This window comes from Pseudomonas sp. H3_E07 (genome assembly GCF_054668895.1).
On the sequence record NZ_CP162795.1, the window covers coordinates 2615135 to 2629110 of the forward strand.

Here is a 13976-nt window from a genome sequence, read left to right on the forward strand (position 1 = left end):
CGGGCTCCTGAAAGAAATGAATTAACCCAGTCTAGCGGCAGCCCTCGGGTTGCGCCGACGGTGCGTTGCAGACCACAAACAATCGCGCCCTCGCGCCGCCGCCATCCTGGCGACTGAGTTCGCGCCAGCCTTCAGGCAGCGGGGCGAAATCGTCCGGTGCTTCGTTGCTGCTGATCAGCCAAACGCGGCGGGTGTCGGCGGGCAGTGCAGACAGATGGTCCAGGTAAATACGCCCGCCGTCCTGGTCCACCAGGGTGCCGAAGCCATAGGCATTCGGCCGGGTGGGCGTGCCATCAGGTTTGGGCGGGGTGTAGAGCTGCAGTTGGGCGTCGGTCTGGTCGTAATACACGTAGCTGAGGTACCACATCATGTCGCTGAGGACGATGCGGTCGTCTTCCTGGTAATTGCGGTTGACGAACTCCACCGGCACGTTGAACTGGTCGTGTTCGTCCACGGTGAAGTTGTTCTTCAAGCCCACCAGTTCCACGCCGACAAACAGCACGAACAACGCCGCCCCCAACAGCGAAAACCGCGACGGCAAGCGGTCGATGGCCATCGCCAGCAGGATCGGCAAGCTCAAGGCGTATACGGTCAGGTAACGTTCGATAAACACCGGGGAAATAAACGACACGCCGTAGACCAGCAGCAGTGGCAACAGGAAAAGCAGCGCCAACAGGCTGGCGGGTCGATGGCGCTCGCGGTCACGCCAGGCCGTGATGACCACGACCGCTACCAGCAGCAACGGGAACAACCAGAACAGCGGCGCCCAGAAGCCGACGCCTTCATCCTGCAGCACGAACTGCCAGATCATCGACGGCAGGGAGAACAGGTTGACCGGTTCTTCCCAACCAATGTCGCCGCCCACCTTGAGCTGGTCGACGTGCTGCACCAGGTCCAGCAGATTCGGCAACCACGGCAGGTACATCAACACAATCGCAGCGTTGGCCACCCACCAGGCCGGGCGCGTGATCAGCCGTTGGTCTCGCGGCATCGCGCCACTCAGCACGCCCAGGTAGGCCCAATGCACCAGCACGCACAGCGCGGTGAAGTAATGGGTGTAGAAGCCGGCACTCATCAACACCCCGTACGCCGCCAGATACCGCGAGCGCTCGGGGTGACGCACCCAGTACACCAGCGCCAGCGTGGCGCCCAGCAACCACACGCCCAGCAGCGAATACATGCGCACTTCCTGGCTGTAGCGCACCGCTGTCGGCAACAATGCCAGCAGGATCCCCGCCAGCAATGCCGCACGACGAGTGGACAATTGCCGCGTGAGCCAGATGCCCAGGCCCACGACGATCACGCCGGGAATGGCGCTCATGGCGCGAATCGACCAGATGCTGTCGCCGAACAATTCGATCCAACCGCGCAACAGGAAAAAATACAGCGGGGGGTGCACGTCGTGCGCGGCGTGGAACCACAGGTCGCCCAGAGCATATTCGCTGAGCAACAGGCTTGAGCCCTCGTCGCCCCAAATCGCCGCCGACGTCAGGTGGTAAAAGCGCAGGGCCATGGCCAGCGCCAGGATCGGCACCCACCAGAGACGGTTGATCCAACCGGCACCTTCCCAACTGAGGCGGTTAAGTGCGGGTAACGTCCCGACCTTTTCGTTTTGCTCTACCACAGACCGACGCACCTCGATTCCCCTGATTGCCCAAGCGCAAACACCGCCACTCTAGGACAAAAGATCCAGGCTGGCTGCTGGAATCGGACAAATCAGCAATTTGTGCAGGGCCTCTCCGAAGTAAATGCAGGAACACGCTATTATTGCCCTCCTCCAAGGACTCAGGATCAAGGACACGTCATGCGCATCGGTTTTTTGTCACCCCTCGCACTAACATTGCTGGCGGCTATGACCCAGCACGCTCAGGCAAGCTCTGACGACTCGTGTTATCCCGATTGGCGCGTCTCGCATGACAGCCTCGATTCATGCAGCAACCTGCCCTTCCTGAGCCCCGGTAACGACAGTCGCGTGAACCTGCGCCTGCTGCTGGCGGACAAAAAGGCCGCACCGCTTACGCCCAATGCCTTGAGTGAAGACGATTTGGCCCAAGGCTTCGGCCCAGTGCCCTTCCCGGTCTATCGCCTGGTGCCTGTCCCCGCCACCAGCGACGAGCCCGACACCAAACCGGACGACTCGCGCACCGCCGAACTCGACACGCTGCTACAGCCGCTGGGCATCAAACGTGACGAGTACAAGACCGCAGGCGAAGCGTTTCTGAATGGCGAGGGCAGCCGTTGCCGCAGCAACGATGATGACAGCGCCACTGCGTTCATCAGCCAGGTGATCAAGGCCGACATGCCAGCGACCGAGCGTGAGCTGCTGATAAAGGCGCGCTTGCAACTGCTCACGGCCTGTTCGTGGGACGGCCAGGTGGTGGACGCCCAGCAGATCCAGTCCAGCGACGGCCAACTGTTCCGTACATACCTGCAAGCCGCCGCCGACTTCTACAGCGGTCGCTTCGGTGACGCTGAGCGCGGTTTTGCCGCTGCCAGCACCAGCCAGGTGCCTTGGCTGAAGGAAACCGCGCTGTACATGACCGCGCGTACATCCTTGAACCAGGCCCAGGCTGAAGCCTTTGACGAATACGACATGCCGCAACTCAAGCATGTGGATAAGTCCGCCCTGGGCGATGCCGAAGAAGGCTTTCTCGGCTACCTGAAAACTTATCCACAAGGCGAATACCTGGCCTCCGCCCGTGGCCTGTTGCGCCGTGTTTATTGGTTGGCAGGAGATAACACCAAACTCGCCGAGGCCTACGCCTGGTCGATGACCGAAGCGACAGACGCGCAGCGCAATGTGTCGGTGGATGAACTGGTGGAGGAGGCCGACCTCAAGCTGTTGATGGTCAATAGCGAGACCGTCACCACGCCGATGATCCAGCTCGTCAGCGACCTGATGGTGATGCGCGGCGGCAACCAACCCGCCCTTTCCCGCGCGGACCTGGAGAAGCAAAAAGCAGCGTTCGCCAGCGCGCCGGAACTGTACGACTACCTGCTGGCGGTGTGCGCGCTGTACATCGAGCAGCAACCGGACGCCGCGTTGAAGCAATTGCCCCAGAGTGTGCCGTCGAGCCTCAATTACTTCGCCTTCAGCCAACAGACCCTGCGCGCCCTGGCCCTGGAAGCCAAGCAGGACTGGAAAGGCGCCGAAGCGCTCTGGCTGCAATTGCTGCCGCTGGCGAAGTTACCGCTGCAACGCGATCAGTTGGAATTGGCCCTGGCCATGAACTACGAGCGCAGCGGCCAATTGGCCAAGGTGTTTGCCGCCGATTCGCCGATCAGCGCCAAGCAGGTGCGCTACATCCTGCTGCGCAACGTCGCCGGTCCCGAGTTGCTGCGCCAGCAGATCGCCCAGGCCAGCGACCCGCTGGAGCGCCAGACTGCGCAATTCGTGCTGCTCTACAAAGACCTGCTGCGCGGCCAGTACGCAACGTTCGCCGACGACCTCAAGCAACTGCCGACCACCGCCCCGGACGACAAACTGGGCACCAGCCTGGGCTACGTCTACAGCGCCAGCCAGACCTTGAAGCTGTTCCAGTGGAACGGCGACAAAGCCGAGTCCGGCTACGCCTGCCCGAGCATCGCGCAAACCGCCGCGACCTTGCAGGCCGATGCGAAAAACCCGCAGGGCCTGAACTGCCTGGGTGAGTTCATCCTGCGCAACGGCCTGGACGGCATGCCGTTGGAGCAGGCCCGCGCCGCCGGCAGCCTGGGCAGCACCGCGTCGGACTTCAAGGGGGAAACCTTCTCGCGGCTGGATGGCTACAAACAGGTGATCGGCAACGCCAAGGCGCCGAAAAATGACAAGGCCTACGCACTGTTCCGTGCGATCAACTGTTACGCACCGTCGGGCTACAACAGCTGCGGCGGGCAAGACGTTGAACCTGCCGTGCGCAAAGCCTGGTTCCGCCAGCTGAAAAGCAGCTTCGCCGACACCCAATGGGGCAAATCGCTGCAGTACTACTGGTGAAGCACCTATGGTTAGGCTTGCTGTTGTTGGCAAGCCCGGCCTTCGGCGCCGTCGACGCCCGCGACTATGACGCTTTCTGGCTGTGGAGCGGCGTCACGCCACAGCCGGTGCTCAAGCAGGCGAAAACCCTGTACATCCTCCAGGGCCAGATCAACTCCACGCGCCGCGCGCCCCAGCGCGGCGTGCAGATGATCGCCCAAGGCGTCAGTGTGCCGCGCCTTACCCAGGGCGACATCTGGATCGTCTACCGCGCCCACACCCTGCACTGGCCCGAGCAGGTCTACCGCCAACTGTTCGGTCAGGTGCAACGCTGGCGCGACGCGGGCAACCCGGTGGTCGGCATCCAGATCGACTTCGACGCCCGCACCCAGTACCTGCATGAATACGCCAGCTTCCTGCGCGACCTGCGTCAACGGCTGCCCGCCGACCTGCGCCTGAGCATCACCGGCCTGATGGACTGGAGCAGCAACGCCGACCCAGCCGCCATCGCCCAACTCAAGGGCGTGGTGGATGAAGTCGTGGTGCAGACCTATCAGGGACGGCACAGCATCCCGGATTACGCGGCGTACTTGCCGCGGATGAACCGGCTGGGGCTGCCGTTCAAGATTGGCTTGATCCAGGGTGGGACGTGGGAGGAACCGGGGTATTTACAGGGGAGTGATTGGTTTCGGGGTTATGTGGTGTTCTTGCAGAACCCTTAAGACTTCAACCACGACCTGCAGGAGCGAGCTTGCTCGCGAAAGACGTCAACGATAACGCAGCGCTATCAGGTAGCGGCGCGTGCTCCATGCGTTTTTCGCGAGCACGCTCGCTCCTACCGTATGCGGGCAGTTACCAATCGTAGGTCAGGCTCGACACCACCGTGCGTCCTTCACCGTAATAGCAATCCAGGTTACTGGTGCACTGCGAGACGTAGGTCTTGTTGGTGAGGTTCTGCACGTTCATCGCCAGTTTCACGCCCTTGAGTTTGAGTGGCGAACGGCTCAGGTCGTAGCTCAGGCTGGCGTCGTAGACACTGTAGGACGGCACACTGAAGGCGCCCTCATAGTAGTCGCCCAGGCTTTGGCGCGCATAGCGCACGCCCAGGCCTGCGCCAAGGCCGGCCAGCGGGGTGTCGCCGAGCACGCTGTAGTTGACCCACATTGACGCGGTGAGCGGTGAGATGCCGGCAGGGTGGCGGCCTTCGCGGCCATCGTTGTCCTTGGTGTATTTGATGTCATTGCGCGAGGCCGAAGCGACGATGTCCCAGGCATCGCTGAGAACGGCCTTGGCTTCCAGCTCCACACCGCGTGAGCGCATGGCGCCGCTTTGAGTACTGAAGGTGGTGTCCACCGGGTTGGTGGTGAGCACATTTTCCTGGTCCAGCTGGTAGACCGAGACCTGCACGAAACTCTTCTGGCCAGGCGGCTGGTACTTCACGCCGACTTCATATTGATTGCCCGTCGACGGCTTGAATGGCTTTTGGTTGGCGTCAGTGCCAGCCAGCGGCAGGAAGGATTCGGTGTAGCTGACGAAGGGGGCCACGCCATTGTCGAACAGATACACCAGGCCCGCACGACCCGTGAATGCCTGGTCTTTGCTGGCGAAGCGGGTGTCGGTCAAGGGCTCTTTGTTCACCACATTGGCCCAGTCATAGCGGCCGCCCAGTACCAACGCCCATTTATCCAGCTTGATCTGGTCCTGCACGTACAGGCCGGTCTGGGTGATGGTGCGGTCCCAGCGGTACGGCTGGCCAAAGTTCAGGCGCTGGCCGTAGACCGGCTTGAACAGGTCGATGATCGGTGGGTTGCGGTCATACAGGCCATGGAACAGCGAGTTGGAATGGTAGTAATCCAGGCCGAAGATCATCGTGTGAGACAGCGCGCCCGTGTCGAATTCAGCCTGGGCGATGCTGTCCACGCCAAACACTTTGTTGTTCTGCGCCCAGTCCACGCCGAAGCGTTGCAGGTAGCGTTGGTCCTGCACGCCGGAGACCGGGTTGGCGACAAAACGGTAGCCGTGCAGCGGCGCGGTGTAGCGGTCGTCGACCTCGGCGTAACGCGCGTTTTGCTTGAGGGTCCAGGTGTCGTTCAGGCGATGGGAAATCTCGTAGCCCAGTGCGTATTGCTCGCGGTTGTACTGGTTGACGCCCGGTTCGCCGATAAACACGTCACGCTTGATCTTGCCGTTCGGGTTGTCCCACAGCGTGCCGGACGCCGGCAGGCCTTGGGCTTCGGGTACACCTTTGTCTTTCTGGTATTGGGCAAACACCGTCACGCTGGTTTCATCGCTAGGCCGCCAGGTCAGACTGGGGGCGATGAACTGGCGTTTGTTTTCGACGTAATTGATCTCGTCCTGGCCGTCATTGGCCAGGCCGGTGAGGCGATACAGAAATTGCCCTTGCTCATCCAGCGGGCCGCTCAGGTCGATGGCCGCGCTTTTGTGCTCGTAGGTGCCCGCTTCCAGTACCACTTGGTGGATCGCTGTTTCGCTGGGGCGCTTGCTGACCATGTTGACGATGCCGCCGGGTTGATTCTGCCCGTACAGCACCGAGGCCGGGCCTTTGAGCACTTCGATACGCTCCAGGGAGTAGGGCTCGATCTGCAACGCACCGCCAGTGCTGCCGCCGCCGTAAGGCAAGTGCAGACCGTCGAGGTACAGGGGCGTAGGCGAGAAGCCCCGGGACGTTGGCTCATCGAACAACTTGACCCGGTCGGCGAAACCACCCGCCGTCATGCCGGGGGTGTAAAGCAACGCCTGGGTGACGCTTTGCGCGCCGCGCGCCTTGATCTCGGCGGCGGTGATCACGTTGATGGTCTGGGGGATTTCCACCAGCGATGAGTCCGTCTTGCTGCCGGAGGCACTGCGCGTCGCCACAATGCCGTCCACCGGGCCCCAGGCACTTTCCTGGGTTTGCTGGCCGCTGATCTGGGTGGCGCCCAGTTGCAAAGGCCCGCCATTGGACACCGCCTGCAACGACCACCCGCCCTGGGATTGCATCGCCATCAGGCCGCTGCCCATCAGCAGCCGCTCCAGGCCCGACTCGACCCCATAGCGCCCCTGCAAGCCCGCGCTACGCTTGCCTTCGGTGAGTGAGGCATCGACCGACAGCAAAATGCCAGAGGCGCTGGCAAAGCGGTTCAGTGCCTGGTCGAGGTTGCCGGCCGGGATGTTGTAGCTGCGCTGCGCCTCGGCACTTTCTTCGGCATAGCCCAGCGTCGGCACCATCGGCACCGTTGCCAACAGGCTGACAAACAAGCCACGGCGCAGGGCGCGGGCCAAAGGTTGAATTGGGTGGTGCGGCATTGCAGGACTCCCCGTGAGAACGCTTCTTGATTGGCTTTCAAGAGGTATCCCGAGCGGGAAGCAAAAACCGACAAGCACGGATGAAAAAATGTTCAGACCCGCGCCTTGATCGTCACCCAGTAGCGCGTGACCGCGTGTACGTGCACCGGTAGCGAGCGCTCCAGTGCCGCTAGGATTGCATCGGTATCGTTCAGCGGAAACACGCCAGTGAGCAGCAAACCCGCCACCGCCTGGTCACACCGCAACAGCCCCGGACGATAGCGACTCAGTTGCGCAACAAACTCGCCCAGCGGCTGGCGCTCGGCGATCAGGCGGTGTTCGGTCCAACTGCTGGCGTTGGCGCTCACCGCCGCCAGCGACGCGCTGTGACGCGCGTCGAACCACAGGCTGTCACCGGCCTTCATCTGCACGGCTGCGCCATGGGTCGGCGTTACGCGGAGGCGGCCTTCGTACAGGTCGACACGGCTGCCATCGGCCAGTTCGCGCACGGCAAAACGGGTGCCCAGGGCCTGCACGACGCCGGCTGGGGTCTCGACGATCAACGGGCGGATGGGGTCGTGGCCGCTGGTCAGCAGGATCTCGCCGCGGATCAAGCGGATACGCCGCTCGCGGGGGCTGAAACGCAGGTCGACTGCGCTGTCGCTGTTGAGGTCAAGCCGCGTGCCGTCACTGAGGGTGACGTGGCGAATCTCGCCGGTGCGGGTGCGGTATTCGGCGAAGGCGGCTTGCCAGGGCTCGCTGCGTTGCACCAGGTAGCCACTGCCGCCGGCCATCAACAGCAGGCCGAGCAGCTTGAGTGCAGCGCGGCGTTGGGTGTCGGGTGTGTCGCGCAATACGGCGCGGGCGCTGTCGGCGGGCACGCTGCCGAGGGTTTGCTGCAGCTGCTGCAAACGCTGCCAGGCACGGCGATGCTCAGGGTCGGCGGCCTGCCAGCGGGCAAAGGCCTGGCGTTGTTCGCCTTGCAGGGCGCCGCCCCATTGCAGCATCAGCCATTCGCTGGCCTGCTCGACAACCGCCGGGGCGATGGGGGCGTCGTGTCTCATTCTTCGTAGGCCACCTGATAGCAGGCAACAATCGCGCGGGTCATGTACTTCTGTACCGAGCTGACAGTCACCCCCAAGCGTTCGGCGATCTGTGCGTAACTCAGGCCTTCGAACTGCGACAGCAAAAACGCCTGGCGCACGTTGTCGGGCATGCGGTCGAGCATGGCGTCGATCTGCATCAGGGTTTCGAGGATCAGCGCGCGGGTTTCCAGGGACGGCGATTCCGGCTCGGGCAGGTGCGCGATGCTTTCCAGATAGGCACGCTCGATGCGTAGACGCCGCCACTGGTCGATCACCAGGTTGCGTGCGATCTGCGCCAGGTAGCTGCGGCTTTCCTTGTCACCCGGGAATCGTCCGGACACCAGTAGGCGCAGGAAGGTGTCCTGCGCCACGTCAGCCGCGTGCTCGCGGTCGCCCAGGCGCCTGCGCAGCCAGCCTTGCAGCCAGCCGTGATGGTCGCGGTACAGGAGATGAAGCTGTTGCTGGCCGTCAGTCGCGGTGTCCATGAAAAGCTCAGGCGTACTATTGAGAGCAATTATCATTACACCTTATTTCGCGACTGACAAAAACTCTTTGTCGATCAGCGCCCAACGGTTTGCAGCGGGTAGACCGATTCCCAGCCCCCGCCCAACGCTTTGTACAGGCCAACCATCGCCAGCGACACGCCGGTCGAACTGTCCACCCACTGCTCCTGCGTGGCCAGCAGCGCGCTTTGCACGGTGAGCACGTTGACGAAATCCACCACGCCTTCCACGTATTGCTGCTGCGCGGTGCGCAGGGCAATCTGGTTCTGACGCACGGCTTCGGCGAGGCTGTCGCGGCGCAGTTGGCTGGCGTTGTAGCGGGTCAATTGGTCGTCGATCTCATGCCAGGCACGCAGCACGGTTTGCTGGTACGCTAGCGCCGCTTCCTGTTGCTGGGCTTCGCGCAGGTTCAACATGCCTTGCAAGCGCCCGCCATTGAACAGCGGCAGGCTGAACTGCGGGCCGAAGGCAAAGGCACGGGAGCCCCAGGAACCGAAATCCGAGAGTTGCATGGCCTGGGAACCGAGGCTGCCGGATAAGGTGATGCGCGGGTAGAAATCGCCCTTGGCCACGCCGATGCTCGCGGTGGCGGCATGCAAACGCGCCTCGGCCTGGCGGATATCCGGGCGGCGCTCAGCCAGCTCCGACGGCAGGCCAATCGCGACCTGGCGCTGGGTTTGGGGCACGGCGGCGTCCTTGGACAGTTGCGCATGCAGCGCCTGCGGCGGTTCGCCCATCAACAGGCTGAGGGCGTTGATGAGTTGGTCCTGACGCTGTTGCAGATCCGGCAGTCGCGCTTCAATGGCGGCGACCTGGGCGGCGGCTTCGGCGACGTCCAGATCGGTCGCCACACCGTCAGCCAGGCGCAACTGCGAGAGCTTGAGGCTGTGACGGGCGACGTCGAGGTTCTGCTCGGTGACCGCGCGGGTGTTTTGTACACCGCGCAGTTGGATGTAGTTCTGAGCGGTCTCGGCCAACACTGACAACAGCACGGCACGGCGGTCGTTTTCGGCGACTTGCAAGGTGGCGTCGGCGGCTTCGGTTTCGCGTTTGACGCGGCCCCAGAAGTCCAGCTCCCAGGACGCGGAGAAACCCATGTCCCACTGGTTGAATGCCGAACGGCCGTTGTTGCCGGACGGGTCGCTCAAGCCTTTGCCACTGTTGCGTTTGCGCTGGTAATCACCGTTGGCGTTGACGTTGGGATAACGCTCGGCCGTGGTCACCTGGCGTACGGCCCGGCTTTGTTGCAGGCGACTGCTGGCCAACTTCAGGTCGAGGTTATCGGTGAGCGCACGGCGTGTAAGGGCCGAGAGTTGCTCGTCGTGGAACACATCCCACCAACGTTCCTGCAACGGATCGTTGACCGCACGGCTGGCCGCCTGGCGGCCCTGGGGCTCGCTCCATTGCGTCACTTGCGGGCCCTGCGGCCTCTGGAAGTCTGGACCGACCGTGCAGGCACTCAGGCTGATAAGGCTCAACGTGAGCCAGGCAACTCGCTTCATTGCTGGGCTACCTCACGCGTCTGCGCGACCGACTGGGTGTCGACGCTGGCTTCCACCGACATGCCGACCCGCAGGCGCTCGGTGTGTGCCTGGTTGGGTTCGAGGACGATTTTCACCGGAATGCGCTGCACCACCTTGGTGAAGTTGCCGGTGGCGTTATCCGGTTTGACCGAGGCAAACGTCACGCCCGTCGCGGGCGCAAGGCTCTCCAGATGACCGTTGAGCAATTCGCCGTCGAGGCTGTCAACACGCACCTGCACGGCTTGGCCGGCACGCATATGGGAGAGTTGGGTTTCCTGGAAGTTGGCCACCACGTACGCCTCTTCCAGCGGCACGACCGCGAGGATCTTGCTGCCCGGCGTGACATACGCGCCCACGCGCACCGCACGCTCGCCGACCATGCCATCCACCGGCGCGACGATGCGCGTGTACGACAGTTGAAAGCTGGCCAGTTCCAGCGCGGCTTGGGCGCGTTTGAGCCCGCCCTCGGCGGCATCGCGCTGGGCGGTGAGGATTTCCACTTGCTTGCGTTCGGCCGCCAGCACCGCCGTGGCATTCGCCAGCCGCGCGGTGGCCTGGTCGATACGGGTCTTGGCTTGCTGGGCGTTCTGCACAGTGCCCGCGCCGACACCGGCAAGGTGGTTGTAGCGATTGAGTTCGTGTTCGGCGAAGGCCATTTCGGCGCGATCCGCCGCGACGGTGGCCTGGGCCTGGGCGATGACCGAGCTTTGGCGTTCCAAGGTGGCGGTGGCATTTTTCAGCTGGGCCTGCGCCACCAACGTATCGGCATCAGCCGCCTGGGCGGCAGCGCGGAAGTCGCGGTCGTCGATCAATGCCAGCAGTTGCCCGGCTTTGACACGCTGGTTGTCTTCCACCAGCACTTCCTTGATAAAGCCGGCCACGCGCGGCGCCACCAGGGTGAAGTCAGCGGCGACGAACGCGTCGTTGGTGGTCTGGCGCTTGCTGCCCAGCACACCCGGCGCGACCAGGTACACCAGCACGCCGACGGCAAACACGGCGATGACGGAGACGGCAATTTTGTCTTTGCGTTTCATGAACAGTCCTTTCTATCAAGTCGGTGCGCGAGGCGGAAAGATCCGCGTGGGCATCCAGAAAATCAGCAGGATCAACGCCACCGCGACCGCGGCCATGACGTAATAGAGATCCGAAGAGGTCAGCACCACGGCCTGCTCATGCAGGCGGTGCGCCAGGCCCGGCGCATCGCCGTCGGCCAGGGGGGAATTGCCCAGGCGGTCGACCAACATGGTCGAGTGAAAATGCAGGCGCTGGGTGGTCAAGGTATCGAGCACGCCAGTGGCGATCACGGCGGCCAGCCCCTTGATGGTGTTGAACCAGGCTGAGGCGAACGGACCATCCATTGGCTGGATACTGCCGGTGGAAAGCATCAGCAACGGCAACACGGCCATCGGTTGCCCGAAGATCTGCAGCAGGTAGAGGCCGTAGAAATCGTCGCGAATCCATTCCGAAGTCAGGTGCGCGCTGCCCACACAGCACAGCACCAGCATGCCCAGGCCGATCCCCAGCACCCATCGGCAATCGACCCAACGCAGGTTGCACAGCGCCGCCACCAGCGGCAGCGCAATCAACTGCGGTATCGCCATCAACAGCATCACGGGCGCGGTTTGCAGCGGACGGTAGCCCTGGACCTGAGCGAGAAAACTCGACGGGATGATGATCACCGAGGTCAGCACCATCAGTACGCCCGCCAGCACAATCAGGGCGAACGACAGATTGCGCAGACCGAGCATCTGCAGCTTGAAGAAGGGGATGGGCTGCGACCATTCATTCACCATGAACAGCACCAGCAACACGCCACCGCTCCCTAACAGGAAGGTGATCAGACCCGACTCGAACCAGTCCAGGCGGTTGCCTTGCAGAATGCCGATGACCAGCATGCAGATCGCCGGGAAACCCAGCAGCAAGCCGCGCCAGTTGAACTGCTTGAAACGCTCCAACCGAATCGGATCCTGCGGCAATCCGTAGGCCACGGCGATCATGGCCAGCAGGCACGGCGCGACGATCTGCCAGAACGCCCACTGCCAGCCAACATACTCGGTCCATAGCGCCGCCAGCGGCGTGCCCAGGCTCGGGCCGAAGGTGGCGGTGAGTGCGTAGCCGGCCAAGCCGTACAGCTTGACGTTGGCCGGCAAGAACCGCAGAGCCACGGTCATCAGCATCGGCGGCAACGCACCACCGGCCAGGCCTTGCACAGTGCGCAGCACCAACAGGCTTTCGTAGTTCGGCGCGAACGGACACAGGATGCCCAGTGCAGTGAACAGGCCGATGGCGCACAAGGTGAAACGGCGCAGGGAAAAGGTCACCGAACACCAGGGCGCAAACGCCATGGCCGCCACGGAAGTCGCGGTGTACGCCGCGACCAGCCAGGTGCCTTCATCAAAGCCTATGTACAGCGCACCGCGAATGTCCGCGAGGGCCACTTTGGTGACCATCTCGTTGAGGCCAGAGACCAGCACCGCCAGCAACACGCCGACCAGCCCGATGATGATGCGCGGGCCGAATACGGGTGGGGTCATCGCGGTGGGTTTGGCTGCGGCCGCAAGGGTGGGGGCAGCGAGGGAGGTCATGAACAGGTAACTCGGGATGTTGAATACCTGAGCAGTTTAATCAGGCACAAACATGACAAAAAGTTACTTGTTGGAAGGGTATAAGTGCACCAAACGCAACGATCAAACAGGCTGTGCTTCAAGCCAAGTGGCGTGACAACTCTCGCGCATGGTTTCACGCAGCCATTTGTGAGCAGGGTCTTTATCGAATCGCGGGTGCCAGGATTGGGCAAGCACCAGCGTCGGCAACGAGATCGGCAGGGCGAACGAGCGCAGGGGCAGTTTCAGGCGATTGGCGCTCAACAGCGCTTCCTTGGGCACCGGCAGCAGCAAGTCGGAATCGGGCAGCATGAACATCGCGCCGTGAAAGCCTGGGGCGATCATTGCCACACGACGTTCCAAGCCCTGAGCACTCAGCGCGGTGTCGATCGGCCCACGGGCAATGCCGCGCCGCGAGATGCTGATATGGGAGTAACTGGCAAAGCGTGCGGCGGTGATGTCTTCGTCGAACAACGGATGGTCTTCCCGTGCCAGGCCGACGAAGGTGGTGGAGAACAGGTTCTGCACCTTCACTTCGGGCGTGACCGGCATGGTGTTGCTCACGCGCAAATCCAGGCGACCTTCACGCAGGGCCTCGTCGTCGGTATCGCCTTCGGGCACGAAGCACAGCTCGCACAGCGGCGCCATGCGTTCCATGGTGTCGAACAGGCGACCGCCGTACACGCCGATGAAAAAGTCGTTGGCGCGCACGCTGAAACGACGGCGCAACGTGCTCAAATCCACTTGGTCCGCGGAACGGAACAACAGCGCCGCTTGTTCCACCACGTTGCGCACCTGGCCTTGCAACTGCAGAGCCTTGGGCGTTGGCACCAGGCCGCGACCGGCGCGCACCAGGATCGGGTCGCCGACGGCTTCGCGGATACGCGTGAGGGTGCGGCTCATGGCCGCCGGGCTGAGGTTCATGCGGCGCGCGGCGCCAACCACACTGCCCTCGTCGAGCAAGGCGTCGAGGGCGACCAGCAGGTTCATGTCCGGTAATTGCATGCCAAGCACTCGTGACCAAT

General features: G+C 63.0%; 10 protein-coding genes. 2 read left to right on the forward strand and 8 right to left on the reverse strand.

The annotated features are described in order from the left end of the window. Window positions 1–31: 31 nt before the first annotated feature. Window positions 32–1636: a glycosyltransferase family 39 protein gene (locus AB4O08_RS11805; RefSeq protein ID WP_021491670.1), complete on the reverse strand. Its 1605-nt coding sequence runs from the start codon at window positions 1634–1636 to the stop codon at window positions 32–34. Between the two features lie 168 nt (window positions 1637–1804). Here AB4O08_RS11805 and AB4O08_RS11810 point away from each other — a divergent pair, with 168 nt between their 5' ends. Further along, on the forward strand, window positions 1805–3973 hold the full coding sequence (locus AB4O08_RS11810) for an outer membrane assembly lipoprotein YfiO (protein WP_460114144.1): 2169 nt from the start codon (window positions 1805–1807) through the stop codon (window positions 3971–3973). Beyond that, window positions 3970–4674, forward strand: a complete 705-nt coding sequence (locus AB4O08_RS11815) for a DUF3142 domain-containing protein (protein WP_457244223.1) — start codon at window positions 3970–3972, stop codon at window positions 4672–4674. Before AB4O08_RS11810 ends, AB4O08_RS11815 begins: the two co-directional genes overlap by 4 nt. Window positions 4675–4804: 130 nt before the next feature. On the opposite strand, the gene AB4O08_RS11820 is transcribed toward AB4O08_RS11815, so the two are convergent. From AB4O08_RS11820 to AB4O08_RS11850, 7 genes are all read right to left on the reverse strand, one after another. Then, window positions 4805–7258, reverse strand: coding sequence for a TonB-dependent siderophore receptor (locus tag AB4O08_RS11820; protein ID WP_044286427.1), 2454 nt, complete (start codon window positions 7256–7258; stop codon window positions 4805–4807). A gap of 92 nt (window positions 7259–7350) precedes the next feature. After that, window positions 7351–8301: a FecR domain-containing protein gene (locus AB4O08_RS11825; protein ID WP_460114145.1), complete on the reverse strand. Its 951-nt coding sequence runs from the start codon at window positions 8299–8301 to the stop codon at window positions 7351–7353. Next, a complete protein-coding gene (locus tag AB4O08_RS11830) occupies window positions 8298–8807 on the reverse strand; it encodes a sigma-70 family RNA polymerase sigma factor (RefSeq protein ID WP_010214259.1) in 510 nt (169 codons plus the stop codon). The genes AB4O08_RS11825 and AB4O08_RS11830 overlap by 4 nt, the downstream gene beginning before the upstream one ends. Before the next feature lie 74 nt (window positions 8808–8881). Then, the gene (locus AB4O08_RS11835; RefSeq protein WP_010214260.1) at window positions 8882–10327 is read right to left on the reverse strand and encodes an efflux transporter outer membrane subunit; all 1446 of its coding nucleotides are present in this window, start codon (window positions 10325–10327) and stop codon (window positions 8882–8884) included. Next, window positions 10324–11382 carry an HlyD family secretion protein gene (locus tag AB4O08_RS11840; protein ID WP_010214261.1) on the reverse strand — a complete coding sequence of 353 codons (1059 nt, stop codon included), beginning with the start codon at window positions 11380–11382 and terminating at the stop codon, window positions 10324–10326. The genes AB4O08_RS11835 and AB4O08_RS11840 overlap by 4 nt, the downstream gene beginning before the upstream one ends. 15 nt (window positions 11383–11397) lie before the next feature. After that, complete coding sequence (locus AB4O08_RS11845; RefSeq protein ID WP_045791446.1) at window positions 11398–12933, reverse strand: MFS transporter; 1536 nt, start codon at window positions 12931–12933, stop codon at window positions 11398–11400. Between the two features lie 102 nt (window positions 12934–13035). Further along, on the reverse strand, window positions 13036–13956 hold the full coding sequence (locus AB4O08_RS11850; protein ID WP_010214263.1) for a LysR family transcriptional regulator: 921 nt from the start codon (window positions 13954–13956) through the stop codon (window positions 13036–13038). Window positions 13957–13976: the final 20 nt, after the last annotated feature.

Excerpts from the sequence above, each read along its gene's own strand:
- AB4O08_RS11840 (WP_010214261.1), bottom strand. The coding sequence starts at position 11,382 with ATGAAACGCAAAGACAAAATTGCCGTCTCCGTCATCGCCGTGTTTGCC.
- AB4O08_RS11850 (WP_010214263.1), bottom strand. The coding sequence starts at position 13,956 with ATGCAATTACCGGACATGAACCTGCTGGTCGCCCTCGACGCCTTGCTC.
- AB4O08_RS11845 (WP_045791446.1), bottom strand. The coding sequence starts at position 12,933 with ATGACCTCCCTCGCTGCCCCCACCCTTGCGGCCGCAGCCAAACCCACC.
- AB4O08_RS11820 (WP_044286427.1), bottom strand. The coding sequence starts at position 7,258 with ATGCCGCACCACCCAATTCAACCTTTGGCCCGCGCCCTGCGCCGTGGC.
- AB4O08_RS11810 (WP_460114144.1), top strand. The coding sequence starts at position 1,805 with ATGCGCATCGGTTTTTTGTCACCCCTCGCACTAACATTGCTGGCGGCT.
- AB4O08_RS11835 (WP_010214260.1), bottom strand. The coding sequence starts at position 10,327 with ATGAAGCGAGTTGCCTGGCTCACGTTGAGCCTTATCAGCCTGAGTGCC.
- AB4O08_RS11825 (WP_460114145.1), bottom strand. The coding sequence starts at position 8,301 with ATGAGACACGACGCCCCCATCGCCCCGGCGGTTGTCGAGCAGGCCAGC.
- AB4O08_RS11830 (WP_010214259.1), bottom strand. The coding sequence starts at position 8,807 with ATGGACACCGCGACTGACGGCCAGCAACAGCTTCATCTCCTGTACCGC.